General features: G+C 42.5%; 27 protein-coding genes. 16 read left to right on the top strand and 11 right to left on the bottom strand.

Annotated elements, in window-relative coordinates:
• Window positions 1–18: 18 nt before the first annotated feature.
• Both N8M93_RS09310 and eis read right to left on the bottom strand, forming a co-directional pair.
• Window positions 19–1,260 (bottom strand): aminopeptidase, encoded by a 1,242-nt coding sequence (locus tag N8M93_RS09310; protein ID WP_261131247.1) that lies wholly within the window; start codon window positions 1,258–1,260, stop codon window positions 19–21.
• A gap of 67 nt (window positions 1,261–1,327) precedes the next feature.
• On the bottom strand, window positions 1,328–2,578 hold the full coding sequence (gene eis, locus N8M93_RS09305) for an enhanced intracellular survival protein Eis (protein ID WP_261131246.1): 1,251 nt from the start codon (window positions 2,576–2,578) through the stop codon (window positions 1,328–1,330).
• A 209-nt stretch (window positions 2,579–2,787) separates the two neighbouring features.
• Here eis and N8M93_RS09300 point away from each other — a divergent pair, with 209 nt between their 5' ends.
• The 3 genes from N8M93_RS09300 to N8M93_RS09290 all read left to right on the top strand — a co-directional run bounded on the left by N8M93_RS09300 (window position 2,788) and on the right by N8M93_RS09290 (window position 4,538).
• A complete protein-coding gene (locus tag N8M93_RS09300) occupies window positions 2,788–3,252 on the top strand; it encodes a flavin reductase family protein (RefSeq protein WP_396125481.1) in 465 nt (154 codons plus the stop codon).
• Between the two features lie 371 nt (window positions 3,253–3,623).
• Complete coding sequence (locus tag N8M93_RS09295) at window positions 3,624–4,310, top strand: uracil-DNA glycosylase (protein ID WP_261131244.1); 687 nt, start codon at window positions 3,624–3,626, stop codon at window positions 4,308–4,310.
• Window positions 4,311–4,349: 39 nt separating this feature from the next.
• Window positions 4,350–4,538, top strand: a complete 189-nt coding sequence (locus N8M93_RS09290) for a YbxH family protein (protein WP_261131243.1) — start codon at window positions 4,350–4,352, stop codon at window positions 4,536–4,538.
• Window positions 4,539–4,596: 58 nt separating this feature from the next.
• Here the strand turns inward: N8M93_RS09290 and N8M93_RS09285 are convergent, their stop codons facing one another.
• Window positions 4,597–5,571 carry a DUF523 and DUF1722 domain-containing protein gene (locus N8M93_RS09285; RefSeq protein ID WP_261131242.1) on the bottom strand — a complete coding sequence of 325 codons (975 nt, stop codon included), beginning with the start codon at window positions 5,569–5,571 and terminating at the stop codon, window positions 4,597–4,599.
• Between the two features lie 283 nt (window positions 5,572–5,854).
• Entirely contained in the window at window positions 5,855–5,977 is a 123-nt protein-coding gene (locus tag N8M93_RS09280; protein WP_261131241.1) for a YuzL family protein, read from the bottom strand.
• Window positions 5,978–6,095: 118 nt separating this feature from the next.
• On the opposite strand from N8M93_RS09280, the gene N8M93_RS09275 reads away from it, so the two are divergent.
• Window positions 6,096–6,314, top strand: a complete 219-nt coding sequence (locus N8M93_RS09275) for a DUF2188 domain-containing protein (protein WP_261131240.1) — start codon at window positions 6,096–6,098, stop codon at window positions 6,312–6,314.
• Between the two features lie 109 nt (window positions 6,315–6,423).
• On the opposite strand, the gene N8M93_RS09270 is transcribed toward N8M93_RS09275, so the two are convergent.
• Together N8M93_RS09270 and N8M93_RS09265 are read right to left on the bottom strand one after the other, a co-directional pair.
• Window positions 6,424–7,620, bottom strand: a complete 1,197-nt coding sequence (locus N8M93_RS09270) for a mechanosensitive ion channel family protein (RefSeq protein WP_261131238.1) — start codon at window positions 7,618–7,620, stop codon at window positions 6,424–6,426.
• A gap of 130 nt (window positions 7,621–7,750) precedes the next feature.
• Window positions 7,751–8,581, bottom strand: coding sequence for a class I SAM-dependent methyltransferase (locus tag N8M93_RS09265; RefSeq protein WP_261131236.1), 831 nt, complete (start codon window positions 8,579–8,581; stop codon window positions 7,751–7,753).
• 106 nt (window positions 8,582–8,687) lie between these two features.
• On the opposite strand from N8M93_RS09265, the gene N8M93_RS09260 reads away from it, so the two are divergent.
• On the top strand, window positions 8,688–9,527 hold the full coding sequence (locus tag N8M93_RS09260; RefSeq protein WP_261131234.1) for a cytoplasmic protein: 840 nt from the start codon (window positions 8,688–8,690) through the stop codon (window positions 9,525–9,527).
• Window positions 9,528–9,633: 106 nt separating this feature from the next.
• Here the strand turns inward: N8M93_RS09260 and N8M93_RS09255 are convergent, their stop codons facing one another.
• From N8M93_RS09255 to N8M93_RS09240, 4 genes are all read right to left on the bottom strand, one after another.
• Window positions 9,634–10,563: an NAD(P)/FAD-dependent oxidoreductase gene (locus N8M93_RS09255; protein ID WP_261131233.1), complete on the bottom strand. Its 930-nt coding sequence runs from the start codon at window positions 10,561–10,563 to the stop codon at window positions 9,634–9,636.
• A complete protein-coding gene (locus tag N8M93_RS09250; protein WP_261131232.1) occupies window positions 10,560–11,108 on the bottom strand; it encodes a 5' nucleotidase, NT5C type in 549 nt (182 codons plus the stop codon). The genes N8M93_RS09255 and N8M93_RS09250 overlap by 4 nt, the downstream gene beginning before the upstream one ends.
• Window positions 11,109–11,281: 173 nt before the next feature.
• A complete protein-coding gene (locus N8M93_RS09245) occupies window positions 11,282–12,436 on the bottom strand; it encodes a S1C family serine protease (RefSeq protein WP_261131231.1) in 1,155 nt (384 codons plus the stop codon).
• A gap of 143 nt (window positions 12,437–12,579) precedes the next feature.
• Complete coding sequence (locus tag N8M93_RS09240; RefSeq protein ID WP_261131230.1) at window positions 12,580–13,722, bottom strand: zinc ribbon domain-containing protein; 1,143 nt, start codon at window positions 13,720–13,722, stop codon at window positions 12,580–12,582.
• 207 nt (window positions 13,723–13,929) lie between these two features.
• On the opposite strand from N8M93_RS09240, the gene N8M93_RS09235 reads away from it, so the two are divergent.
• The 7 genes from N8M93_RS09235 to N8M93_RS09205 all read left to right on the top strand — a co-directional run bounded on the left by N8M93_RS09235 (window position 13,930) and on the right by N8M93_RS09205 (window position 19,808).
• Window positions 13,930–14,949 (top strand): aromatic acid exporter family protein, encoded by a 1,020-nt coding sequence (locus N8M93_RS09235; RefSeq protein ID WP_261131228.1) that lies wholly within the window; start codon window positions 13,930–13,932, stop codon window positions 14,947–14,949.
• Window positions 14,950–15,060: 111 nt separating this feature from the next.
• Entirely contained in the window at window positions 15,061–15,603 is a 543-nt protein-coding gene (locus N8M93_RS09230) for a DUF420 domain-containing protein (protein WP_261131226.1), read from the top strand.
• A 238-nt stretch (window positions 15,604–15,841) separates the two neighbouring features.
• On the top strand, window positions 15,842–16,915 hold the full coding sequence (locus N8M93_RS09225) for a GGDEF domain-containing protein (protein ID WP_261131224.1): 1,074 nt from the start codon (window positions 15,842–15,844) through the stop codon (window positions 16,913–16,915).
• 316 nt (window positions 16,916–17,231) lie between these two features.
• Window positions 17,232–17,822 carry a histidine phosphatase family protein gene (locus tag N8M93_RS09220; protein ID WP_261131223.1) on the top strand — a complete coding sequence of 197 codons (591 nt, stop codon included), beginning with the start codon at window positions 17,232–17,234 and terminating at the stop codon, window positions 17,820–17,822.
• Window positions 17,819–18,325, top strand: coding sequence for a DUF6886 family protein (locus tag N8M93_RS09215; protein WP_261131221.1), 507 nt, complete (start codon window positions 17,819–17,821; stop codon window positions 18,323–18,325). Before N8M93_RS09220 ends, N8M93_RS09215 begins: the two co-directional genes overlap by 4 nt.
• Window positions 18,326–18,387: 62 nt before the next feature.
• Window positions 18,388–18,999, top strand: a complete 612-nt coding sequence (locus N8M93_RS09210; protein WP_261131220.1) for a YitT family protein — start codon at window positions 18,388–18,390, stop codon at window positions 18,997–18,999.
• Window positions 19,000–19,109: 110 nt separating this feature from the next.
• Complete coding sequence (locus tag N8M93_RS09205; protein WP_261131201.1) at window positions 19,110–19,808, top strand: MOSC domain-containing protein; 699 nt, start codon at window positions 19,110–19,112, stop codon at window positions 19,806–19,808.
• 44 nt (window positions 19,809–19,852) lie between these two features.
• Here N8M93_RS09205 and N8M93_RS09200 read toward each other — a convergent pair whose 3' ends face one another.
• Window positions 19,853–21,328 (bottom strand): amidase family protein, encoded by a 1,476-nt coding sequence (locus N8M93_RS09200; protein WP_261131200.1) that lies wholly within the window; start codon window positions 21,326–21,328, stop codon window positions 19,853–19,855.
• A 224-nt stretch (window positions 21,329–21,552) separates the two neighbouring features.
• On the opposite strand from N8M93_RS09200, the gene N8M93_RS09195 reads away from it, so the two are divergent.
• The 4 genes from N8M93_RS09195 to N8M93_RS09180 all read left to right on the top strand — a co-directional run bounded on the left by N8M93_RS09195 (window position 21,553) and on the right by N8M93_RS09180 (window position 26,292).
• Window positions 21,553–23,904, top strand: coding sequence for an FdhF/YdeP family oxidoreductase (locus N8M93_RS09195; protein WP_261131198.1), 2,352 nt, complete (start codon window positions 21,553–21,555; stop codon window positions 23,902–23,904).
• A 292-nt stretch (window positions 23,905–24,196) separates the two neighbouring features.
• Complete coding sequence (locus N8M93_RS09190) at window positions 24,197–24,592, top strand: SLAP domain-containing protein (RefSeq protein ID WP_261131196.1); 396 nt, start codon at window positions 24,197–24,199, stop codon at window positions 24,590–24,592.
• Window positions 24,593–24,677: 85 nt separating this feature from the next.
• Window positions 24,678–25,643, top strand: a complete 966-nt coding sequence (locus tag N8M93_RS09185) for a TAXI family TRAP transporter solute-binding subunit (protein ID WP_261131194.1) — start codon at window positions 24,678–24,680, stop codon at window positions 25,641–25,643.
• Between the two features lie 130 nt (window positions 25,644–25,773).
• Window positions 25,774–26,292: a DUF1850 domain-containing protein gene (locus N8M93_RS09180; RefSeq protein ID WP_261131193.1), complete on the top strand. Its 519-nt coding sequence runs from the start codon at window positions 25,774–25,776 to the stop codon at window positions 26,290–26,292.
• Window positions 26,293–26,310 lie beyond the last annotated feature (18 nt).

Genomic DNA, 26,310 nt, shown 5'->3' with positions numbered 1-26,310 from the left:
CCCTAATGAAAAATGCAATTATTTTTTCTTGACCCAACAGCCGTTTTGGAACACTGGTTCACGCCGTCCATCCCAATGGATTCCATCGATGTTCATTTCAGGCGAACCGATCATGAAATCGACATGCGTTATACTCGTGTTCAACCCAGCCTGATTCAGCTCATCACTTGTCATGGTCGTCCCGTCCTCTACACAGAGTGGGTACGCTGCCCCGATCGCCAGGTGACATGAGGCATTTTCATCGAACAATGTATTGTAAAAGATCGTGCTCTTTTGCGCGATGGGAGAGTCCTCCGGAACAAGTGCAACCTCACCTAGATAGCGGGATCCATCATCACTATCGATCAAACGTTTCAGCGTTTCCAGACCCTTTGAGGCATTCATTTCGATGATCTTGCCATCTTTAAAAGTGAGGGTGATGTCTTCAATGGTTGTACTTCCATAAACCAATGGCATCGTACTTCTTACTGTGCCATTCACACCATCTCTTTTAGGTGCTGTGAATACCTCTTCAGTGGGAAGGTTCGGTGTGAAGAAAAGACCTTCTTGTGTCGAAGCACCACCGCCTACCCATAAATGCCTATCCGGTAGTTCAATGATTAGATCTGTACCTGGAGCCTCTAAATGGAGCTTCTGGAACCTCATCGTGTTCAGTTCATCCACTTTTGAAAGTAATGAGCCGATATGCTCTTGCCATTGTTCGATCGGGTCATCACAATCCACACGTGTCATGTCAAAAACCGCTGCCCAAAGCATGTCCAGAGCTTTTTCAGAACTATGATCCGGATAAACTTTCCTGGCCCATTCTTCATTAGGAACGCAGACAATACAAAATGCGATTTTCCCAGCTTTTCGTGCTGATGCGATTTGTTTCATCTCGAGAGCAGACGCTTTCATGACTTTACCGACCCGGTCAGGATCGAGACCTGAAAACGCCTCAGGTTGCGGACTGCGGATGGAAAGGAACGCTGCTTTCTGTCGGATCAACTCTTCTGAACGTTTCGAACTCCATTCTTGAAATTCAGTGAGACTTTCTTCAGGCGCATAAAGAATTTTAAGCTTCGAGGTTTCCTGATCGATCCAATTGATATATACATGACGTGCCCCCTTTTTGTATGCAGCTTCTGTCACTTTTCGAACGAAAGGTGCAGCGTCCAAATCGGCATTGATATGAAGGATCTGATTTTTTTGCAGGTTTAGACCGATATTCAGCGTAACTTCAGCAAGATTAACTAGTTTTGTTTCGTATGTCCTGTTCATGACTTCCTCCTTTATTCCGCAGCGCAAGGCTTAGCCTCACCAGGATCTTGACTAGGCAAGGATCTTTTTAAAATCGGTTGAGGCAGATCGGTTTTTTCCGTGCACTGAAAAGGTCGGTGACGGTGTGTAGATATGCTGGATTAGAAATGGAAGCTTTCCCATAGGTATATAACGTTTCGAATGGAACAACACCCATCACAACCGATGAAAAATCAGAAATATCCAGTTTGATTTCAACATCAGCTCTCTCCTCATCAGTGATCGTAAGACTGCCGTTTTGGGCATGAAGATGAACGGTGCGCGTATTGCCTGGCACAAACGAATCCTGGATTCTGACATTCAAGGATACTGTTACGTTGTTGAAGTTGTGATTTGACACTTGTTTCAAAAAAGCTTCAGTATCAAGGATCCTGTACATCAACCCGACCCCTTGTGTATTGCTTTCATGGTAAATATGCGGGATGAGGTGACCTGTACTGTTAGATGGATCTGTCAATAAATGATGGAAATGCTCATCCTGTGTATCAAAATAAATCGAACGTATCTGATCTTGTTGTGAATGGAAGAAGCGAAGCATTTCTGACAGGACTTCCTGATCTTCATATAGCATTTCATGGACGATGATGTCATTTTGCAAGAAGGTGTCGTCAGGGTTGGATTTGAAGGAAAATCCTGCATACCCCTTCACCTCACCATCTTTTACATAACCGATCGTATAATTACCCGGCTGTTTCATCGGACGTGAGAAACCTTTTACAGTACGAATCATCAGACCGTGCGTACGAATAGCTTTTTTATTATAGAAATCTATAATTCTCTCTGTATCATCCTGCGTAAGGTAGGTGATGTGCGCTTTCGAGGAACCTTTCGGCAGGTGATCCGGCTGGACACGATAGCGGTTCATTTTCGTTCCATATCCATACCCCATTTTCTTGTAAAAGTCCGGCCGGAATGGGTAGAGTGCAGTACAATAGGTTCCGCGGTCATGGTAGTGCTGGTGGAAATGTTCGAGAAGAGACTTTGCTACGCCCTCTTTTTTATGAACCAGATCGACAGCTACCATACCGATTCCACCGACAGGGATCTTTTGCTCATGAAACATCATTTCGAAATCATGAAACTGCATACCGCCGACGAGTTTCCCAGATTGATAAGCCCCATACAAGGAAGCGGAATCATCATTTTCTTGAATGTCTATGAATCTATCTGTTGTTTTTTGGAGATCGTCTTCCGAAACTAGTTTCATGCCTGGATAAGCGCGGCTCACGATGGAGATGAATGGCGCAATATCATCTATAGGTATTTTTTTGATTTTCATTTCTGTATCCTCCTGATTCTTCCAATACGGCTGTCTTTCATTATAGCAAACTTGAATATGACAAAGAAAACGGATTCATGTGATAATGGAGGAAAAAATGTCGAGCAAGGGGATGATTTTTTGAGAAAACCGACAGACAAAATGGTGATCATAGTTACCCCGGGATGGTCGCTATCGTAACCGTATCGTTTGAGGGAGAAGATAATGTCATGGCTGCGGGGTGGCACTCGTACATATCTTATGATCCGCCAATTTATGGTGTTGCAATCGGGAGGGAAAGACATACATACCATCTCATAAAAGGTGCCGGGTCATTTGCAATCAACTTTTTACCCTATGAAAAAGCTGAATTCATCCAGCAAACAGGAACCTATTCAGGAAGTGATACGAATAAATTTGAACTGGGTGGTATGGCATTTGACCGTGGGAAAACGACGGAGGCACCGATTTTGAAAGATGCATATGTTGCGTATGAATGTAAAACTATTGATGTGAACAGCTATGGCGATCATGACTGGTTTGTCGCTGACATCACACAATTTTATAGGGACGACGCACTTTTCAATGAAAAGGGGCTTCCGGATTTTGAAAAACTTGAAATTCCTCTCTATCTAGGACGATCAAGATATCTACGCGCTGATTCAAGCAGTCTGATCAAGAAGTTCATGGTCTAGAAGGGAAATTTGTCGTCAATATCTGTCAAATATTCTCGGGGAAATAATTAGAACCGTGTCATAAAACCGCGAATTGAATATATCTTTAGACAAAATGACAAGAGAAGTGACAGGTCGTCTGAACTCGAGCCAACTTCGGACAGGAAGAGGAGGAAAAGCTTGGAGGCTGTCCGAACATGAGGCGACTTCGGACAGGAAGAACAGAAAAAGGCTGCAGGCTGTCCGAAACAGTGCCCTCCTTTTAACAATAAAGAGCTAGGGTCCAAACGACCAGAGAAGTATTTCATAAGGGTTTCCTGATCGAAAGGGTCCATTTTCGTATGCTATACTATTTTCAATCTAGTAATCTTATAAAAATGGGTGAGTAACAAATGGGAATTTTGAAGAACGATTGGTCTGACGTACTTGAAGAGGAGTTTCAAAAAGACTATTACTTAGAGTTACGTGATCGACTAAAAACAGAATACGAATCTAGTCAGGTTTACCCGGATATGTATGATATTTTCAATGCCCTCCATTTTACTCCTTATGACAAAGCGAAGGTCGTTTTAATCGGGCAGGATCCTTACCATGGACCAGGGCAAGCCCATGGGTTGAGTTTTTCCGTTCAGCCAGGAGTTCGACAACCGCCATCGCTGCAAAATATCTTTAAAGAGTTGAAACAGGACATCGGCTGTGAGTCACCAAATCATGGGTCGCTAGTCCATTGGGCAGAACAAGGTGTGTTGATGCTGAATACCGTTCTTACTGTCCGGCACAAGCAACCGAACTCCCATAGGGGGCTTGGCTGGGAGCATTTCACAAACGCCGTCATCCGTACATTGAATGCACGGGAAAAACCTTTAGTGTTCTTGTTGTGGGGGAAACACGCTCAACAAAAGGAAGAGCTCATTACGAATGATCACCATCTGATCATCAAGTCGCCCCATCCGAGTCCATTTTCAGCAAACAGGGGATTTTTCGGAAGCCGTCCATTTTCGAGAATCAACAATTTTCTGCGTGAAAATGGAATCGAGGAAATCGATTGGCAAATTCCGCCCATAAATGAAAACGACTGAATCTGTCCATACTAGATGAGAACAGAGGAGGTTGATTCTATGGGTGCTATTCAACGAGGGGCATATACATTTGAAATCGAGTATAGTGTATCTCATCAAAACGGCGCGGTCCATGTGTATGAAGGCGGAACGTTCAAGCAAGAGCTGCCTTTTGAATTCACAGGGGATAAGCCCAATGAAGATGAAATCGAAAAAATGATCGACCAGTATTATGACAATCTGACATAATTAAAGAAAACTTGGCAAAGCCAAGCCTGCGCCAATGGCTTGACTTTGCCAGTTTTCTTTACGCATAATCCTTACCTTTTCCGGAATCGGACATCTGGATCAGATCCTCGGGATATGGTTCGAAGAAAGACTGTTGAAGCAGATAATCGTTATCAAAACGGATGATCCAGGATTTCAATATGCTTAGCAAGTTACTTAGTGGTATTTTTCGTTCCTTGTACCGATTAAGCATGTGAAGGAAATAATCACGTTCTTTTTTCGTCAAATCGTCGGAAAAATAGCCCATGATATGCTGACAAACGTTAATGTTCGATGTATATCTTGCTGCCTTTTGGAACATAAAATGCATCTGTTCTTCATAATCAAGTACAACCTCATCGAAATGGTTGTATTGTTTATGGTTTGCCAGGATCCGCCCCATCATTTTCAACCGGGTTTGGTTGTAAGCCATAAACAGATACTTGTTTTCCGAATGAAAATGGATCAGTTTTTGTATGGTAGCATCCTGTTTTATAAGCCGAAAAGCAGCAAGTGTATAGAGCTTCGTCAAGAAATGCTCACGTATCGTGAAGTTTGTCAATCGTCCTTCTTCTTCAACAGCAAGATGTCCGTATTTTTCTAAGACATTCCCACCGAAAATACCACTTCCTTTTCCTTTAACTGGGGATTTCTCCATTCGTGTATAGATTCTTACATCTCTTGTACCACAGCTTGGTGAGCGGTTTTTTAATATGAATCCGTCAATTTCAGGAAACGAGTGAAAAAACTCATTTGAAAATACATCCATTTTTTCGGTAAGGTCCTTTTTGGTCGATGGTTGCACGAGTCTCGGTCCATTGCGGGAGTCTACAAGTCGAATCGTCTCTCTTGGTGTACCAAGCCCGATTTCCACCTCAGGACAAATGGGGATGAACTCGACATACGGCATCAAGCTACGTACAGTCAAATCCTTTAAAACATCCCCGTTATAGCGACAGGCATCGAATTCTAAACATTTACTTACAACCACTCTTGGTTTAGGAAAAAAGCGCATGACTACCTCCCAAATACGTCTATGTAGATATTTACCCTTTAAGGAAGGTGTTATTCATGAAACGTTATTAAAAAAGGAAACTGTCATAAAAGTAATTTGCCAGCCCCATCTACGACAACATTTATTTCTCTAAATGTCGTTCAAGGCGGAGGGATTCAGACACATTCCGGACAGTCTCCTGAGTTGCCAAGTTTTCTTTACACTTAAAGAAAGTATAAACTACTTTCTTCAGTATAAGCGCAACTAAAACTAAGCCTGCGCCAAAGGCTTAACCAAGTTTTCTTTATTTCTTTGTTTTCTTCCTTGATGAATCGACAGATGGTCCTTTTTCATAGCCGGTTCCTTGTCCTTCAGGCTGGGATGAAGGGAGCCCAATCGTTGTCGGATCTTTTTTCTTTTTCTTCAAAATGATCACCTCCGTCTCCTTACTTTTCCCAAAACGTCTGACTTAATCAGTTTCTATGTGTAAAAACTTCAGAGAAGGGGAAGTGTTTGTACAAAATAAATCCAAGGAGGGAAAGAAGATGGGAGATAAAATCTATCACATTTTACCGAATGAAGATAATAATCGTTGGGAAATAAAAATCGAAGGACGTGATCGGCCGGAGAAAACGTTTGATACGAAAGAAGCGGCATACCAGGAGGCGCAGGACCTTGCTGATGCTTCAAGGCCGAGTCAGGTGGTCATACACCGCCAAAATGGCGAAGTAGAAGATGTAAGCAAATATTCGACAAATGGATGAAGAACATAGAAGAAGAGGCTGCCATTTCGGTCAGCCTCTTTAAATGACTACAATCATCTGTAAAATTTAATAATTCAGGCAGAGTTCTGAAAATACCTGATCGTTAGCTTCATTCTCCATCCTCATTGCCATGTCCCCGAGTACCGTCTGCTCTTTTATCGATATTACCACTAGGTGTGGTAGCAGTAGAGGCAGGGTCTTGTGTTTCGTCACGAACAGGATGCATCTGCTGGTGTGTATTTTCCATATAGATGCTTCTGCTAGGGAATGCGACAGAGACACCTTCTTCATCTAGAATTTCCATGATACGGAGGTTGATATCCTGCTTTACATCCAGGAAGTTGATCCATGCAGTCGTTTTTGTAAAGAAATAGATAAAGATATCAAGACTGCTGGAGTTGTAGCTATCGAAATTGACGATGATCAATTCTGGATGGACCTCTTCATGCTCTTTCAACATATTCCTGATTTTCTCAACCACATTTCCAAGTTTTTCCTTTGGTGTCGTGTATTCGACTCCCAGATTGAAAGAAATCCTGCGCTTTCGCATGCGTGTCCAGTTCGTTATCGGTTCATTGGCGATATTAGCGTTTGGTACTGTAACATGGGCATCAGCAAAAGTCCGGACTTGCGTGCTCCGGAATCCGATATCTTCGACAATGCCTTCAACTGAAGGTGTTTGTATCCAGTCTCCAATTGAAAATGGTCGTTCCATGATGATGACGACTCCGCCGAATAGATTACTCAATGCTTCTTTAGCAGCAAAAGCGAATGCTAATCCCCCAATTCCTAGACCGGCAACAAAACCATTTACGTTATATCCCCATTCCTGAGCTAACACACTGATGGCAATCGCTCCGATAACAGCCTTTAGAACTCTGGAGAAGAATGGAATCAAAATCTGGTCCATTTGTAAATCCAATCGTCGATGAATGCTCCTGAAAAGAATGGAAGACGACGACGAAAGATTGATCAATCCCCATGTTACTAGAATGATGACCGAAGTCCGGAACAGCCTAAGAGGCAAGTGGACATCCTCGGTACGCATCTCCAACGAGTTATATGCCAAATATAGACCTAAAAATATAAAAAAGGCATTCAAAGGTTTTTCAAAAGCCAATAATATTTTATGAAGGACTTTGGTTGATGTTTTATCAGTTAATCTAGAAATCAATCTGAAAATATATTTCGTAAATAGTTTTCTGAAAATGACAAATGCAATGAAAATAGCTATAGCAATACCGAAATCAATCCAAAGATCCAAATCGGTAAAGTAATCGACCATTGTATTATACCAATCCGCCATGACGTTGACTGCACCCCTTCTATGTAGGCTATAAAATAAATCTATCAAAAACGAGTAGGAAGGTAAAATATTCTATACGATGTACATAAACATTCTTTCTATGTTGGGCAGAAATGGGGGTGCACAAACGTTATTCAATTATGTTCAAAGATTCGGTCCGAGCTTGTTTCAACGCTTTGAAATAACCAACTTCTTTTGTGATATGGAGGTTTCCATGCTCACAGATCAAGCGATGGATATACTTTTCAAATTCTTCTCCAATGGTTGTGTTTTTGAGTTGTTCCGCAGCAGAACTCATCATCGACTGAATATAATCGACTAATGGGCGTGCATCGGTCACTTTTAAATCACAATCATAGCGATGACAATCGACATCAGTGAACAGCGTCTCAAGTTGATTTGCACCATTTTGCAAACTGAAGGTATGAAGTTCAGGGGTTTCAGGATTAAGCAAGGGGTGGAAATGCATGATGAGGGCAGTTATCTCTGACAAGTGCTTGTCTCCATTAGTGGAAGCATAAAGGAGACCATCCTTTTTAAGTACACGCTTCAACTCAGATAACCCCTCATTCCGCTTGTCATCGGGTACATGATAAAGCATATGATTTGCCATCACAACATCGAAATGTTCATTTCTAAAAGGGAGGGAACATAAATCTCCCACTAGATACTCTACATTTATTTCTGTATGATGAAGGTTTCTTTTTGCCGCCTGTATCATGCCTTCTGAGGTATCAACCAAAATAAGCCTGACATCTGTTGGAAGCTTTTTTGCGTTCATGGCCCAAAATTCCGCCGTGCCACAACCTACATCTAAAATCAGGTCTCCTTCTGACAGATCCATTTCATTGAAATACCACTCGAACCAATTTATTGAATTTGTACTGTAACGTTTATGGAGCTGGATTCTTGCCTCAAGCGGTGAACTTGACTGGTATTGGGATTCAACTGAATCATGCATGATAACTTTACCTCCTATTTGTATCCAATTATATCAAAATCGACCACTGAAATATCGTTTGATTTTGCTATAATTGGAACTGAATTCTATGACAGGGGAGCAGCAAATGACTTTATTCGAACAGGCTAGAAAAATAGCAGGAGTCTATAAGACAAATCCGAAGCTTGAGGTGATTTTTTTAGGAGGGTCAGTTTCGAGAGGCTGGGAAGATCAGTTTTCTGATGTTGAACTTTTTTTGATATGGAATGAACCACCTGATGATCAGGATCGCTTGCATCCCATCAGCCAGGCGCAAGGAGAGATCCTGAATTTTCATCCTTACGAAGACCAGGAATGGTCGGAGTCCTTTTTGGCAAACGGGACAAAATTTGAAATAAGCAGTTTCCTGGGTTCAACAGTGGAGGGGTATATCCAATCGATGACGGATGGGGACACCTCCCTTGAAAAACAATGTCTGATCGGGGCGATTGCAGATGGCGTTCCCTTCAAAGGCACAGCGATTTTTAAAAGTTACCTCACATCAATTTTTCCATATCCAAAAGCTTTAAAAGAAAAGCTTATTCTCCATTCGTTTGACTTCGATGGAAGGTGGCAAAGTCGTGAAGCTCTTGCTCAACGAAAAGATTCACTTTTCCTTCATTCAATATTCGTGGATGTTTCAAAAAAATTACTCGTTACATTGAGTGCATTGAATGAAATGTATATCCATCATCCAGGATTGAAATGGCTGCATGAAACAAGTGAAAGAATGCAAGTGAAACCGGAGTTTTTTTCAGATAGGATTCATCAGATTTTTACAAATAGCTCATTAACGGATAGTATCGCTCAATTGGAGGAGTTGATCAGTGAAACTGAACAACTCATTCAACTGCATTGTCCAGAGGTGAGCATTGAGCACCAGTTGAAGAGAGCGCAATCTACTCGACCAGGAGCACCCAACTTGTGATGAATGGATAGTTAGCCCTTTTTAATGAGATGGAGGGGGGGCTGTCCCGTAAGTGTTTGGCACTCGGAGACAGCTCTCTCATTTGGATGATCAGGCTATCATTTCATCAACTCAGCTTCAGAGAAAGATGCTTAGCTGCAATCATTCCCTGTGCAGTTGCATTGGATATACTCGAAAATACAGGGTGTGTGCATACATCTCCAATTGCGTATATGTACGGGTCGCTTGTCCGTTGACAAGAATCGACCTGAACATAATTCCCTTCATCAAGGTTGACGTATTCTTTAACGTAACGGATGTTCGGTTGGACGCCTATCCGGATGAAGACACCTTCAACCGACAATTGAGTGATAGAGTTGCTCATGCGGTTTCGTAGGTCGACTCCGACGATCCCGTTTTCTGCGTGTTGAATGTTTTTGACGACAGTGTCACATAAAATGGTGATTTTAGAGTGATCTGTCACAGGCCGCTTAAACTCTTCACGTGCCCGGAATTCTTTGGAACGATGGACCAAATAAACTTTTGCTCCGCTTTCTGCCAATAACAGGGCACCTTCGAATGCACGATCGCCACCCCCAACTACAACCACTTTTTTCCCATCAAAACGATGTCGATCCTTTGTGGCAGAATATATTTCACCACGATCGATCATTTCTTGCTCACCTGGTATGTCGAGTCGTCTTACTGAAGTCCCGGTTGCAAGAATCAAATAGCGATAATTGATTTTCGATTCTTTTTCATTTTGTATAAGTGAAGCAATTCGATTGGCATGGTCAAGGCGATGGATTTGCATCTTTACATGATAACAGGCATCCAATTCATCGATATGTTTGGTCAGATGCTGTTTAAGAGTTTGTCCATTTTCATAAACATATCCAGGGTAATCCACGATACGGTTATAGATATCCTTCAATTGTCCACCTAACTCTGACTGTTCTTCAATTAGTAGATAATTCAAGCCAAGGCGTTGACACCAGATTGCCGCAGATATTCCTGCTGGCCCACCGCCGATGATGAGTATATCCGTTTTTTTCACGATTGTTCACCCATTTCATATTTTTCAACCCATTGCTCAAACTCAAGCCAATTATGGACACGTTCAACATCTACATTTCGATTGTATCGATAATCCATTGCGATTGCTTTTCGGCCCGACTCTTCGAAAGCGATTAAATTATGTGGTGCATCGTCAAAAAGGATATCTCCTCTGACCATATCCTTGCGGTGTGTGAAAATCAGATTTCTTGCCCCTATGAACGGAAGATACTTTTCAACCCATTTTTCCTTTTCGGTGTATGCGTAGGTACGGCTGCTTGTAACAATGAGGATGTCATGTCGTTCAGAAAGCCTCCTTAATACTTCTATGGCATTCGGTAATGGCTCCAGCTGGATAAACAAATCCGGTTCATCTAAAAAATCATAGATTTTGGTGCCGCATTCCGTTTTGACGTACTTTTCGCTTTGCCAGCAATGAAGATCTTCTACACTAAGGTTATCGTCATATTTTTCGTTATATCGGCGATGCCATTCGCTCATCAAATCGCAGATCACCGAATCCATGTCGATCAAGAGGGTAATCATTTTTCTGCTCCTTTTATGTCTGCAATTATGGTTTAAAGTATAGCAAGACTTATAAAAAAGATAAAACACTCATGAAAGGGGAGTGTTAGTGTCTAAGAAAAAACAGAAAAAGGATGCATCCCCATCTGGCTTTTCCAACCAGAAGACATGATGCACCATTTCGTCATTATTCCCTATTCAATTTCTTCAGCATTTCCACTCAAAATTTTCGGCTGATTGTTTTCAAGGCCGACCTCATAATTGCATTTATATAAAACGGTTTTCGTACTTTTGTCCTTCGTACGCTCGAGGGCTTCTATAATAATCGTTACCTTATATTTATTCCCATCCTCAACAGGCTCACTGCTGATTTTGTTTTTGGTGATGTCTATGGTATGGATATATCCTTCCCGGAACTTTTTATACGGCGTGCCCGTCTGCCATTTGCTGCCGAGCAGGGAATACGCTGTGACATAATCCCCAAATGCTAGACTGTTGATGAAATAGTCGACCAGGTATCTACTCTTCTCTGCATCTATTGTCATTTCAGAAGAAGGGAGGCCGGTGTTATCATCAGATTCATTTGTATATTCTACAGGATCTTCGGACCAGCCTGAAATTCTCTTATGCACATCTGATAGAGGGATACTGAATCCAATTGACCCTTCTTCCGTTCCAGCTGAATTAAGTGCAAGGACCAGCCCTGTTTGTTTATCAATAAGTGGACCTCCACTGTTCCCTTTGGCGATGGGTGCAGAAATTTGATAGACATTCGAATAGGTATAGCCATCAATCTTGAATTCCCTGTTCAGGCCGCTGATGATACCAGTGGTCACTGTGTTCTGTAACCCAAGGGGACTTCCTAAAGCTACTACTTCATCACCGATTTCGGTATCATAGTCTGTTGCGATTTCAAGGAATTGTTCCCCTGCAAGTTCTGGAACTCGGACGACAGCGATATCAGTTGATTCACCAATACCAATCAATTGCCCTTCGTATTGCTGAGCATTTGTTGTACGGACCATGATTCTCTTTCCACCTTTGACAACATGGGCGTTTGTGACAACATCCCCGTATTCATTATAAAGGAATCCTGATCCCACGCTTTCACTATCATCGTGAGTGACTTCAAGTTGGACAACGCTTTTTTGACTCTCGTGAATGATTGTCTTCAGATCTTTCTCTTTAGGAGAGTCTACTTTTTCCTTTTCGCTGTTTTCGTGACCTAACGATGAGGTAGCCAGGACTTTTACACTACTATAATGATCATGTAAAAAGTAACCTCCAGCAATACCGGCGATCAAAAACAGGGAAGTTAAGAAAATGGAGAGAATGGCAGGACGTTTCACTCTTATCCTCCCTTTCAATTATTTTAGTTTTAGGCTGCTCTCTAAAAGTTTGTTGCTCATGGATTGTTGTAAGTAAAGATGATGAAACTTTTTGGCATTGGAAATATGCAAGACTCCAGCGGGAAAAGTAAGTTAAGCGAGTATTATTTCAAATGCCAATTCGCTTCCTTGTATTTAACGTCAAGCTTTTTATCGACCATGAAATGGGTATATTCAAACGATCCTTTTTCGCCAGGATATAGAATATCAGGATAGATATAGACTTCATTATCATCAAAAACTTTCTTCTTGTTATCAATTAAGGAATAAGCAACCCGAATAGAGTTGATTGGAACTGTAGCTTTGCTTTTGACAGTCCCTTCGACGACAAGATCTCCTAATTCATTCAACGACGTTTTGAGAGAGATGACCTCTAGAGCATCATTCAAATTACGTTCTTTCTCTTCTGCTGCTGCAATGAGGGCTTGTTCAATTCGATGTTCCTCCGCCTTTTCGAAAGCGGCTTGTTCATTCTGGATGGTCGATTTCAAGCTGATGAGCTTCTCATTTTTCGGTTCGTGGTATAATCCTTTTTTTACCGAGGCAAGTGCGGCAGAGTACTGATGGTCTGTCAGTAGTTGGTTCGCTTGGGCATAGGCGATGTTCGTAATCCGGTTACGAAGGTCTTCGGCAATTTCTTCAGCTTCTTCAATATCGAGCTTTTCGGCTTTTATCAAAATCGGCTCCAGCTCTTCAAGCGTAGCCTTACCGTTCATTTCATATCTGATCTCTGCAACATTTACATGCGTTCTTGCACTTTTTATATCAAGTTGGATGGTATCGGCTACTTTTCCCGTGTAACCTGAGACGATTTCCATGGCCTTTTCGATTTGTTCAAAGGACTTGCTGAACTCTTGTTCCTCTTGATGTTTTTTGGCAATATGTAGGCGTTCCTTTGCTTCGATTGCGGAATTGACCAGCTTTCTATTTTCCATTGCCGCAGGAAATTCCGAGCGTATTTCAAGTGCTTCTTCGAAATGTTTGCGAGCTTCCTTATACTCACTTTCGAGTGCTGCTGTTTCCCCTTTTCTAAAAGATTCCATTGCGGCATTCGTCTTATTAAGTTCACTATAAAAATAGCCTGATAGGCAGATTGCAGTAATGACGAAGGCTATGAGCGGTGTCAGCCAGTACCAACGTTTTATGTCTTTTCTTGTAGGTTCTACTGTTTCCAGGCGTTTTGCTCCGCATGTTTCACAATATCGGTCATACGTTTGCAATTTATTTCCACAATTCGAACAAAACATTTTCTTCCCTCACTTTTAGTAGACTCCTGTATTTATTTTGTCATATATTAGGATTCTTTGGAACTGTTAAAATGAAAATATTTCAAGGTTTTTAAAAATGCCACAAATGGTTACATCCATTTCCAAATTGCAATCTAATGACAGGTGGAGCTGTGCCGTCAGTATTGGTACAATAGATAACAAATTGTGTATCGGGATGGATGAAAAGTGAAAAAATTCGCTATAAATAAATGGATTGGAGGTCGGGTGCTCAAGACTGGTCTTGCTGCATTCGTCACAGCGCTGATCTGTAACATTTTCAATCTTCCGGCTCTATTTGCAGTCATCACAGCAATCGTTACTGTTGAACCGACAGCATCCGATTCAATAAAAAAAGGAATGATCCGTTTTCCAGCGGCTATGATCGGTGCCGGTTTTGCCATGCTTTTCGAATCAATGCTTGGGCAGTCTTCACTCGCCTACGCGTTAGCCGCAACGCTTACACTGGCAGTCTGTCACAAATTACGGCTCGATGCTGGAATGTTGGTGGCTACGTTGACAGCTGTTGCTATGATTGCAGAAACGGAAGACCAATTTGTGAACTCTTTTTTTGTGAGACTCAGCACAACGCTGATCGGGCTCGTTGTTTCTACCATCATCAATTTCATTATCCTTCCCCCGCAATATAACGAAATGGTCATCAAGAAAGTAGACGAACTCTATGAGGGTTCAGGTCAACTATTGACAAAGTTTATTGAAGAGAATAACCCGAAAGGCCTGTTGCTCGAATATCAACGCTTAAGCAAGGATTTAGAACGTACTTTTTCGCTTGCCCAATATCAACGGGAGGAGTGGAAATACAGAAGGCATAATTTGAAGGATATCCAGAAATTCGGTGTGGTTGTCAAAAAATTGGAATATTTCCAAAAGATTCTTTATCATTTCGGAAATTTGTTATATCTTAATATAGAGAAGGCAAAATTACCTCCAGACCAATCTCAGACCATTATTCATTCCGCCGCATCAATTGCCGCTATCTTAAAAGATCCCGAACACAACGTAAGTCAACAGCATGACAAGCTGATAGAAGAGCTTGATTCTTTGTTCATTTCTGAGAGGGATCGCCGAAATGTTACCGAAGCTTCCAGTACGAAACGGCATATCTCACAACGCCTGACAATCATATATGAGTTACTCGCACTAGAAGATGTATTAGAAGATCTGGAAAGAATCAGTAAGAAAAGATGAATTTCATTGTGTGAGATTTGAATCTTTTGTGTATTCATGGACAAAAAGTTGCCTCGCAGCTCACGCATCTTTTATTCTTGAAGGAGAACTTTTGTGAATAGGAGAGAAACCATGAATCAGAATTCATCTGCTACAAGTAAGAAAAGCTACACGGGACTTGTCGTATTCCTATCGATTTTAATAAATGCATTGGTCGTCGTCCTTTTCTTTTTACCTGAGTATGAGGGGGAAACGGGCTTTGACATCACAGTATTGCCACTATTGAATGCGATTTTCAATAGTTTTACATTTGTGTTTTTGCTGGCAGCGCTTTGGTTCATCCTGCGTAAAAACATCAAACTGCACCGCCGCTTCATATTTGCCGCATTCACATCGACAACATTGTTTTTAATCTCTTACGTTTCGTATCATTACTTAGCTGAATCAACGTCATATGGTGGAGAAGGACCATTAAAATACATCTACTATTTCATTTTGATCACACACATCATTTTAGCAGCAGTTATCGTTCCATTAGCATTATTGTCCCTGGTCCGTGGTCTGACCATGCAAGTTGAAAAACACCGTAAAATTGCAAGGTGGACAATGCCTTTATGGCTTTATGTCAGCTTGACAGGAGTATTGGTCTATATCCTGATCTCACCTTATTACTAGGTTTTGTTGAATTTTAAGTTGGATGTTCATTAAAAGAAATTCGTGACACTCCCTGCGCTTCGCTTGCCGAAAGGGAGTGATTTACGCTAATCTCAACCAAAAATCGAGGCACTTCTGGAGGATAGCGGGCCAAGTGAGAGCTCGCAGTGAGAAGCAAGCTAGGAGGCTTGTTTTGATCGCCTGGAGGATTTTAGATTTGAAAGTATAACAGAGCCTTTTACTCAAAGCGGGGTGGCCTATGAACCGGGTGGAACTTGATACTCGAAAATTGAATCGGAAAATTCTCAATGTCTACTGGTTGATCATTTTTTTGGCGATCATCATCAAGCTCATCAATTATAACTTCACCGATGCTCCATTAGGAGAGTACCTGATCTATTTCGTAGCCATTCCAGGCGTAATCGGTGCTTTAATTGTCATAGGTTCAGAGGTTGCAGTCCGGTTGGACAATCCTGTAAGAGATTTTATCGTCATCACAGCCGGACTTTTGATTGCACTTAATTTCATCTACAGCCGGCCCGACTTGATCATAGTGAAAGCGGCTTTGTTTTTACCTATTCTTACTTCTGGCGCTTATTTCAAGAAGAAGATCATCATATACACGACTGTGTTGACCATTGTCAGCTATTCTATACTTTCGGTCATCGACCCTATGTTGAGGAGTAGTATCGGCGTCATCGAACATTTCACATTACTGGCGATGCTATCGATTGCAGCCCTTGCCGTTATCGGAATCACTGAAAGAGGATTAGAGTTGACAGAACATTATCGGCAGTCAATAGAAGACCAACAGGATCTGCTTGTGAAAAATACACTGATGGAAAAGCTGTCGAAAACCGATTCCTTAACCGGAATGTATAACCAGATCTCATTCCATCAATACTTAAACGAACTGCTTGCGCACCATTCGCAGTATCATTTTTCAATCCAGATGGCAATCTTCGACCTCGACAATTTCAAACAAGTCAATGACACCTATGGACATCGTGCTGGTGATGAGGTGTTGAAACAAATCGCAGAATTGATTCAGAAGGAGATCACCAGTGATGATTTTGCTGCACGTTATGGTGGAGAGGAATTCATCGTACTTTTTGTCGGAAAACCGATGGAAAGAACGATCATATTGATTGAAGGGATCCGACGTAAAATCGAAGGTATTTCTTTCCGTGTATTGGAAGGCTCAAGGGTGACTGTCAGCATAGGGGTTAACGAATACGAAACAGGCATGGGAAAAGAAGCGTTTTTTGAAAAAGCGGACAAACTCTTGTACTCTGCAAAACGAAATGGTAAAAATCAAGTGAAGACAGGCTAGAAAGAACCTCGGTATTCGCAGGTTTTTTCTTTTTGGTTTTGTGAGAGAGAAAGCCACGGGAAGTTCGGACAGGAAGAGGAGTAGAAAGAGAAAGGCTGTCTGAAGCTGAGTCAAGTTCGGACAGGTAGAGGGAAAAAAGGTGAAAAGTTGTCCGAAGTCGGGTTAAGTTCGGACAGGAAAAGGAGCAAAAAGTGAAACAGTGTCCGAAGATGGATCAAGTTCGGACAGCTTTGCGAAAACAGCCTTTAAAATAAAAGGGATTTGCTATTCCATAGAGAATATAACGATTCTGCTAATTTTTCAGGGAGGGTTCAATATGACAACAATCGCATTCATCAGACATGGGGTTACGAATTGGAATCTAGAAGCAAGAGCTCAAGGGCAATCGGATATTCCTCTTAATGAAGAAGGAATACTACAAGCGAAAGCATTGGGGCGGCGGTTTGAAGGAGAAGAATGGGATACGATCTATTCGAGTGACCTGAGCCGTGCAAAAACGACAGCAGAAGCAGTCGGGGAAGTTCTGAGCCTTCCAGTGCAAACAGATGAAAGACTCCGGGAACTGCATTGGGGAGAAATGGAAGGCACGAATGAGGAGGAGCGGATTGAACGTTGGGGTGAGAACTGGAAGGATCTTGACCTGAAATTTGAAAAAGAAGAAAGCATAGTTGCAAGAATTCAGTCCTTCATAGAAGAGGTGCAACATAAACATCCTGTCGACCGAATCATCGTGGTCAGCCATGGCGCTCTGCTCAATCATTTGTTCACGCACTTGAAAAATGATTTTGAAAGATGCCGTTTTGGTAATACATCCGTATCGATTTTCAAGTTTGCAGATGAAAATTGGGAAATTCAGCTTCTCAATTGTTCTGAACATCTTTCGACGATTGAGGAAAGAGAAGCTTGAGCGAATATTATCACTTTAGTGAAGAAGGGCAAATCAAAGAGTTCCATCCGCGAAAATCACCTTCCTTTCTGGAGGAGCCCCCTTATGTTTGGGCGATTGACAAAGCGCACAGTCCGCTCTATTTGTTCCCGAGAAACTGTCCGAGAATCGCATTTTGGAAAAACGCCCACACCACCAATGAAGATATCCAGGCGTACAAAGTGGATACAAGGATGGTCATCGTAATTGAAAAAGGTTGGGTGGAGCGGTGGAAGAGCGCGGTTCTCTATCAATATATGTTTAATGGGAAATCGTTTAAGTGTTTTGATCGTAACGCAGGTTATTACACCTCCCGTTCAACGGTGGTTCCTACCTCTGTCAAAAGACTGGAAGGGTTACCTCTGCTGCTTGAAAAAGAAGGGATCGAACTACGGTGTCTACCGACCTTGAAATCGGTACGAAATGAAATTCCGAGGTCCACGTTAAGCTTTTCGATGATCAGATTGAGGAATGCAATAGTGTGATTCCTTCTTCAAGCCAAACGTGGTATGATGGATAAATGAATTTTCAAGTTGGGGGAGACATCATGAAATCATTCATCATACGTCTGATAAGTTTTGTGCTTGGACTAAGTTTGATATCACTTGGGGTCAGTTTAACGATAAAAGCCGAATTAGGAACAGGTGCCTGGGATGCGCTCAATGTCGGTCTCTCGAAAACGATTGGTTTGACCGTCGGAAGCTGGGTGTTCATTGTAGGCGTCGTGTTGATCATATTGAATGCAATCCTTTTACGGGCACGTCCTGACGTTCTTGCTGTCATTACGATCTTTTTAGCAGGAGTATTCATTGACAGTTGGCTGCTCGTGGTTTTTGATCAATTCAATACGAGTGGATTGGTTCAACAAATCATTATATTTGCTGTCGGGATGGTCATCATAGCTTTTGGAATTTCAGTTTATTTGCAAGCGAAATTTCCTCTTATCCCGATTGATAAACTCATGTTAGCCATCCAGAAACGATTGGGTGTCAGTATGGGTGTTGCAAAAACGATCGGGGAATTGTCTGCCCTTGTAGTCGCATTTCTTTTCAGCGGGCCGATAGGGTTTGGGACATTGATCGTCACATTCACGATCGGCCCACTTGTCCAATTGTTCGCACCACCCGTCCAAAAATTCCAGCAACGGTTGCAATCGTAATTACGAGGATCACCTCTTTCGAATGAGGCGGTCCTTTTTTCAATATTGAAGGAATTCGTAAAGTTGTTCAGTATAGTAAACAATAAAGAAAAAATGGGAGGTCATTCATTATGCATGCAGGTACAGTGACAGATTTGATCCGTTATCCCGTAAAATCCATGCAAGGTGAATTTTTATCAGCAGTCCGAGTCCATGAATATGGGGTGGGAGGGGACAGGGTATTCGCATGGGAAAAGAGTGATAAGCCAGGAAACCATCTCACAATCCCGGATTCACCATTCCTATTGGATTACGATGTGAAACTAGAAGAAGAGGGCACACTCGTATTCATAAAAGATGGCCAGCGTTTTGAGCAAGATGACATGAATGTACAAAAGGATCTTGAGGATAAAGCAGGGATGAGTATCTCTTTGGTACATACTGATCCGGACAGCACAGGGCCCTCATATTGGGATTCGCCGTTATTGCTTACGAGCAAAGAATCGTTGAAAGAACTGAAAAAGTTATGTAATCGGGAGGAAATGGATATGCTGCGTTTCCGCCCGAATCTGGTAATGGATTTTGGGGAGGCAAAACCTTTTGCAGAAGAATCTTGGATCGGCAAAGACATCAAGATAAATGATGTAATCCTGCATGTTGAAAAAGGCTGTGAACGCTGTGCTTACGTAAATGTTGACTCCAAAACCCAGGAAGTCGATACGAACGTTCTAAAGACCGTCGTCAAAGAAAACAAACAGATCTTCGGTGTTTATGCATCCGTAAAAAAGACCGGCACAATCAATATTGATGATCCGATTGAAGTGCTATGAAGTGAACCTCCAAAAAACGAGGAGACTCGAAAAAAAAGGTCTCCTCACGTCAACTCCGGCGGCTTACGATGTTTCGTCGCTTGTTCATACGCATATGCCAGACCAATCAAGGAAGGTTCACTGTATGCAAGGCCAGAGAATACTACTCCTACAGGCTGCCCCTCTTCTGTAAAGCCTCCAGGTACAGCGATGGATGGGTAACCTGCCTTAGCGGAGACCCCTGCACCATTTGAGTTAGGAAAAAGGAGGGCATCCAGTTGATGCTCCGCCATTACCACATCGATTCCCCTTGTCCGGGAAAGCTGCAGGTCACGCAATCGACTTTCAATATATTCTGGTTCTGTCAATGTACCTGATGTCTTATCTGATTCAATCAGGATATCTTGGCCATATTTCAATGCACGATCCTGATTCTCCTCATTAAACCGGATCACATCTGATAAAGAGTGGACTGGAGAGGTGGACGGCAATTTACTCAAATACGCATTCAGATCAGATTTGAATTCATACCTTAGGACGTTGTAATCCCACGTTTGATCAGACTCCATCGGAGAAATCGATTCAAGTTCAACGATCGTGGCGCCCGCATCCCGAATATCCTCGATCGCTTTGTCCATCACCTTCCGTTGCGGTTCAGGGAGAATATCGATATAAAGGGTGCGGGCTACACCGATTCTTGCGCCATGAAGCGCATTTGCATTCAAAAAAGAGGTGTAGTCGCGATAGCCCCGCTCGATGCTTGTTTGGGTGATTCTATCTTTTTGATCCTGCCCTGTCAATGCCCCTAACAAGATTACTGCATCAGTTACAGAACGCGCAATCGGTCCAGCAGTATCTTGACTGTGTGACAACGGGATGATCCCAGCACGGCTGATAAGTCCCACTGTCGGCTTGATCCCGACAACATTGTTCTGACTTGCAGGGCTTAGGATTGAGCCGGAAGTTTCAGTACCGATGGCAAGTGTAGAGAAATGTGCCGATACGGCAACCGCCGAGCCGGAGCTTGAACCCCCGACATCAAAATGACTTCCATACGGATTGAGTACTTGCCCACCTCTGGAGCTGTACCCATTTTTCATCGACATGCTCATGAAATTCGCCCACTCTGTCATATTCGCTTTACCTAAAATGACAGCACCGGCTTTACGGAGTTTCAGTGCGACTGTCGCATCTTCTTCAGCATAGTGGTCCGCGAGTGCAAGTGATCCGGCGCTCGTATGCATCAAGTCTGCTGTACCGATATTATCTTTTAAAAGGACTGGGATCCCGTGCAGAAGACCTCTCATCCCTTTCAGTTTCCGTTCTGCATCCAGAGCTTCCGCAATTTGCAATGCCTCTGGATTCACTTCAAGTACAGCATCTAAATTCGCCGAGGCATGGTTGTTTTTTGCGATATATTCCAGACAACGGCTTACAAGCTGCAATGAAGACAGCTCACCATTGTTCATCACTTTTTGGATTTCAAGGATCGTGGCACGTTCCAACCAATCCTCATTGCGCAGTTTATAACTTTCCCTCATTCTTAGCGACTCCTTTTATGTAATCTGATAACTAATTTCAACAGTATTGAACCGAACTCCTTTTATAAGAAAGGACATATACTGACAATTTTCTCCGAGAATCTGATACGATAAACAAGCGATAACTGAATAACAGTGTGACAATGTTGAATTGAATCCGCTTTCATAATACTATTAAACTATAAAATTGGTCATCTTTGGGTGATTGGGGAAGGTGAAATTAAATGGGGAAGACGAAACACACTGGTCCGATGAAACTGAAAAAGAATCCCGACCCATCCTTATGGGTGAGCAAAGTTCCATTCGGATTGGGTAAAATAAAGCCGCATCACATACGGGATACGGTAAAAGTTGCATGGGAAAACAAAGACAATCTTCCTTATGCAACACGAATTTTGACTCAAGGCGTTTGCGATGGCTGCGCCCTTGGAGTTGCCGGTTTACAGGACCAAACGTTACAAGGACCACATTTGTGTACGACAAGGTTGAATGTTTTACGATTGAATACGATGCCTGAGATGAAGCCTGAAGTCATCCACGCAGATGTTGATGAGCTAAGGAAAAAGAGTAGTACAGAATTACGGAAACTAGGAAGGATTCCCTATCCATTGATTCGAAAGCCGGGTGAAAAGAAGTTCAGCCGCCTTTCCTGGGATGACGCTCTTGACCTGGTGGCAGAGAAAATGAAGAAACTTGACCCGAAACAGTACGGATTCTATTTGACATCACGTGGTATAACGAATGAATCGTATTACACGGCAGCGAAGGTTGCACGTTTCTTAGGTACGAATAACATCGATAATGCCTCACGAATCTGTCACTCACCTTCAAAAACTGCATTGACCAGGTCACTAGGGATCGGCGCTTCCAGCTGTAATTATAAAGATTGGATCGGAACCGATGTCCTTGTGTTCTGGGGTTCTGTTGCAGCTAATAACCAGCCAGTTTCAACAAAATATATGTACGCAGCGAAACGCAGAGGGACGAAAATCATCATCATCAACCCTTACTACGAACCATCCATGGAGAAATATTGGATTCCTTCGATTGCTGAGTCAGCTTTATTTGGTACAAAAATTGCGGATGACGTTTACCAGGTTAATATTGGCGGTGACATTGCCTTCATGCATGGGATCATGAAGCACTGGTTCGAGATGGAAGAGAAAGCACCAGGCTCTGCAATCAACCATGATTTCATACGGGAGCATGTCAATGGCCTTGATGAACTGAAAGAAAAAGTCCAGTCCTATGATTGGGAGACCCTTGAAAAATCGTCCGGACTATCAAAAGAACGAATCGAAGAGCTTGCAATCGTATTAGCAAAATCAGATTCTGCTGTATTCGTCTGGTCGATGGGCTTGACACAGCATCGCTTCGGCACGGATAATGTGTCGCAAGTTGCCAACCTTGCACTTTTACAAGGATTTTTAGGAAGAGAACATTGCGGTGTCATGCCGATTCGCGGGCATTCCGGAGTCCAGGGTTCTGGAGAGATGGGTGCTGATCCTTTCGTTCTACCAGGAGGCGGATTCACTGATCAAAACGTTGAGCGTGTTGAAAAGGTATGGGGATTCGATATACCAAGATGGCAGGGTGATATTGTCGGTGTTTCCCTTGAAAATGCTTTGCTTCCAGAAGAGCATGAACGAAAATTGAAGCTTTACTACATGTCAGGGGGGAATTTCCTCGAGACGATGCCGAACCCTGATTTTGTCAAGCAGTGCCTGGAAAGCGTTGATATACGTGTACATCAGGATATCATTTTCAATACATCCACCTTTGTTGATGCGAAAGAAGCAGTGATCGTACTACCAGCAATGACCCGATATGAGCAACCTGGAGGAGGAACTTCGACTTCTACGGAACGAATGGTATACTTTTCACCGGAAATCAAAGGTCCTCGAATAGAAGAAGCGCGCTCCGAGTGGGAAATCTACGTGGATTTGGCAAAGCGCGTAAGCCCTGAACGAGCACACCTTATTGATTTTAACGATGCGCAGGAAATCCGTGAAGAAATTGCTGAAGCGGCTCCGAATTATGATGGAATCCAGCAATTGAAAGAGAAAGGTGATGTATTCCAATGGGGCGGAGCCTGGCTTTGTGAAGATGGTGTATGCCCGACATCTGATAGGAAAGGTAATCTGATCGCGATGGAACTTCCAGAGCTCCGCAAAGCTGAAGGACACTTTTATGTGACCACGCGACGAGGCAAGCAATTCAATTCCATGATCTATTCCGATCAGGACCCGTTCAATCAGGCGGAACGTTATGATGTTTTGATGAATGAAGAAGACGGAAAAAAATACGGAATCGAGCAGGGGGATGCAATCGTTGTTTATAACAAACATGGATTATTCCATGGGAAAGCTCGATTTGTCGATGTGAAACCCGGCAACATCCAGGTGCATTGGCCTGAAGGAAATGTCCTCATTCCAAAAGGGGTTTATGAGCAATACGCAGGGATCCCTGAGTATAATACAGCCGTCATTGTCGAAAAATCAGAAACCTTCCATGCGCAAAAAGATACAAAATACCTTGAAAAACGGATAGAAGAACTGGAAATGGAAGTTGGATAATTCCAGTGGAGAAAGGGCGGACCGTTTCAATCCCTCTTTCTTTTTCAGCGGGACAGGTGAGACCATTCCATGTCGCAAGCGACGAGTGGTCTCACCGCACGCCCCGCGGAAAACGAGTATCCTGGAGCGGAAATCAACCACTTTTAAAGAAAACTTGGCGAGACCAAGCCTTTTGTAGGTCGAGCCTTAGTGCCCTTATACTGAAGAAAGTATTTTATACTTTCTTTAAGTGCAAGAGCAACAAAGTTTGCGAAAACATCCATTTAATTTCACGAATAGAAAGGACAAACCGATGGGTGATAAATTGATTTTTGACCCTTCTTGGGAAAGGGCGATTGCAAACCAAGATCGAAACAGAATTGAACAGTTACATAAGAAATCACCTATACAAGAAGGAAAACTGACATGGACGCCGATCCGAGCGGCAATGAACCATCAAGGGTCTTTGTTAGCAATGGTCCTTATCCAAAACGGCACAAGTGAAACATTTAAAGCAGCCGATATCCTCCTCGACTATTATGAAAAAGAAAGAGGTTTGGTCGCTTCATCCCGTTTCGATTTATCCCAGGTTGTGCTCTCATCTAATACCTCTATGCCCTGGACATTTGTTTTTGCGAAAAGCAGCATTCTTCAACGTCCTTTACTTATTAATTGGCATTTGAAACTATCAAAAGATTCAAATTATTGATAAAAATTAATTTTTTTCCTACTCTTGTACTATTTACTATGGTAAAATAAGTATGATTATACATTCGAAAAGGGGGATGTTATACATGATGTTTAAAAAAATCTCGCTTGCATTCGTCAGCTTGCTAGCTCTTGCAATGGTATTGGCAGGCTGTGGATCACTTGGCGGCGGAGCAGACGCTGACCCAGAAGAAATCAGCATGCTGACTGGCGGTACGGGTGGTACATATTATCCACTTGGCGGGGAAATTGCAACGATCATGTCTGACAACACAGAGAAAACAGTTTCAGCACAGGCTTCTGGAGCTTCTGTAGAAAATATGCAAACCCTTCAAGATGGGGAAGCTGATTTAGCATTCACCCAAACGGACATTGCGAGTTATGCAGTCGATGGAAAACTCATGTTCGAAGATTCAGCAACTGATAATGTACAAGCTATCGGTACATTATACCCTGAAACAATTCAAATCGTAGTTTTGAAAGATAGTGACATCGAGTCTGTGGAAGATCTGAAAGGGAAAAGGGTTTCCATTGGTGATGTTGGAAGTGGAACAGCAGAAAATGCGAAACAGATCCTTGAGATCCATGGATTGACGCTTGATGATATCAAAGTCGAAAACCTTGCATTTGATGAATCTACTGAACTGATGCAGGATGGCGATATCGATGCAGCCTTCATTACATCAGGTGCACCGACCGGAGCAGTGGAAGGACTTTCTGCTCAAAAGCCGGTTCGTATTGTTCCAGTAGCTGCTGACAAAGCAAAAGAACTTAGCGACAAGTATCCATTCTATGCAGAAGACACGATTCCTGCAGGCACATATGGACTTGAAGAAGATGTGGAAACTGTTGCTGTATTAGCGATGCTTGTAGCACGTGCAGATTTGAGTGAAGACGCTGTTTACAACTTGACAAAAGCGTTCTTTGACAATGTTGATGGCGTCAAGCATGCAAAAGGTAAGTTGATCAGCCCAGAAAAAGCCCTTGATGGTGTCGGAATCGATCTTCACCCAGGTGCAGAGAAATATTTTAAAGAAGAAGGCTTGAAATAATAACCTAGTGAGTGAATGAGGCTGGCTCAAAACCGAAGTGTGACACCATTCCATCCCTTGTTTATGGGTGACGTCACATACTGATTGAGTCAGCCTTCCTTATATCATTGGCTTTGTCCGGATGTGTTGGATGATGAAAAAATATACGAAGATTTTGAGCAGCTTGATTGTCATGATCGGGCTTATTTTAATAGTACTTATACCTTATGGAAAAGTATTAGCCATATCTTTCGAAAATAGCGGGAAGGTCCTTGCGTATGTGAAGGTAGAAGAGAATGCTGGTTTTCACATTCAATATACCCACTCGGTGCATAAAACACCCGTGATGGAAACATATGAAATCAATGAAAACAAAGAAATCGTTCAAACAGAACTAGCTTATGAAAACTTCGCCATCGGCATGCCATCTAATGCTACGGGGGAGGAAAAGTTCGTTGAAAAGGACGGGACCTATTACATTACCAATATGAATAGGATTTTTCCTTATATTGATGTTCGAATCGGACAAGTAATAGCAAATCATACATTGATTCTAAACAATGATAGGTTCCCTTTGGATCAGGTTGTCAAATCAGGCAGCTGGATCCGTTTGAAGGTTCAACCTATGAATCTATGGCAACGGCTGAAAGGAGATGAGATTTTTGGATGAAAAAGGATTGAAAAAAGA

Origin of the sequence: Bacillus sp. Marseille-Q3570 (genome assembly GCF_946151055.1) — a bacterium.
GTDB lineage: Bacteria > Bacillota > Bacilli > Bacillales > Fictibacillaceae > Pseudalkalibacillus.
The sequence above is the reverse complement of the archived record's forward strand: the minus strand, read 5'-3'. Positions and strand labels throughout refer to the sequence as shown.

Bases quoted from the DNA above. Each gene is read 5' to 3' on its own strand.
- N8M93_RS09310 (WP_261131247.1), bottom strand. From the start codon at position 1,260: ATGAACAGGACATACGAAACAAAACTAGTTAATCTTGCTGAAGTTACG.
- eis (WP_261131246.1), bottom strand. From the start codon at position 2,578: ATGAAAATCAAAAAAATACCTATAGATGATATTGCGCCATTCATCTCC.
- N8M93_RS09300 (WP_396125481.1), top strand. From the start codon at position 2,788: ATGGCTGCGGGGTGGCACTCGTACATATCTTATGATCCGCCAATTTAT.
- N8M93_RS09295 (WP_261131244.1), top strand. From the start codon at position 3,624: ATGGGAATTTTGAAGAACGATTGGTCTGACGTACTTGAAGAGGAGTTT.
- N8M93_RS09290 (WP_261131243.1), top strand. From the start codon at position 4,350: ATGGGTGCTATTCAACGAGGGGCATATACATTTGAAATCGAGTATAGT.
- N8M93_RS09285 (WP_261131242.1), bottom strand. From the start codon at position 5,571: ATGCGCTTTTTTCCTAAACCAAGAGTGGTTGTAAGTAAATGTTTAGAA.
- N8M93_RS09275 (WP_261131240.1), top strand. From the start codon at position 6,096: ATGGGAGATAAAATCTATCACATTTTACCGAATGAAGATAATAATCGT.
- N8M93_RS09270 (WP_261131238.1), bottom strand. From the start codon at position 7,620: ATGGCGGATTGGTATAATACAATGGTCGATTACTTTACCGATTTGGAT.
- N8M93_RS09265 (WP_261131236.1), bottom strand. From the start codon at position 8,581: ATGCATGATTCAGTTGAATCCCAATACCAGTCAAGTTCACCGCTTGAG.
- N8M93_RS09260 (WP_261131234.1), top strand. From the start codon at position 8,688: ATGACTTTATTCGAACAGGCTAGAAAAATAGCAGGAGTCTATAAGACA.
- N8M93_RS09250 (WP_261131232.1), bottom strand. From the start codon at position 11,108: ATGATTACCCTCTTGATCGACATGGATTCGGTGATCTGCGATTTGATG.
- N8M93_RS09240 (WP_261131230.1), bottom strand. From the start codon at position 13,722: ATGTTTTGTTCGAATTGTGGAAATAAATTGCAAACGTATGACCGATAT.
- N8M93_RS09230 (WP_261131226.1), top strand. From the start codon at position 15,061: ATGAATCAGAATTCATCTGCTACAAGTAAGAAAAGCTACACGGGACTT.
- N8M93_RS09225 (WP_261131224.1), top strand. From the start codon at position 15,842: ATGAACCGGGTGGAACTTGATACTCGAAAATTGAATCGGAAAATTCTC.
- N8M93_RS09220 (WP_261131223.1), top strand. From the start codon at position 17,232: ATGACAACAATCGCATTCATCAGACATGGGGTTACGAATTGGAATCTA.
- N8M93_RS09210 (WP_261131220.1), top strand. From the start codon at position 18,388: ATGAAATCATTCATCATACGTCTGATAAGTTTTGTGCTTGGACTAAGT.
- N8M93_RS09205 (WP_261131201.1), top strand. From the start codon at position 19,110: ATGCATGCAGGTACAGTGACAGATTTGATCCGTTATCCCGTAAAATCC.
- N8M93_RS09200 (WP_261131200.1), bottom strand. From the start codon at position 21,328: ATGAGGGAAAGTTATAAACTGCGCAATGAGGATTGGTTGGAACGTGCC.
- N8M93_RS09195 (WP_261131198.1), top strand. From the start codon at position 21,553: ATGGGGAAGACGAAACACACTGGTCCGATGAAACTGAAAAAGAATCCC.
- N8M93_RS09190 (WP_261131196.1), top strand. From the start codon at position 24,197: ATGGGTGATAAATTGATTTTTGACCCTTCTTGGGAAAGGGCGATTGCA.
- N8M93_RS09185 (WP_261131194.1), top strand. From the start codon at position 24,678: ATGATGTTTAAAAAAATCTCGCTTGCATTCGTCAGCTTGCTAGCTCTT.
- N8M93_RS09180 (WP_261131193.1), top strand. From the start codon at position 25,774: ATGATGAAAAAATATACGAAGATTTTGAGCAGCTTGATTGTCATGATC.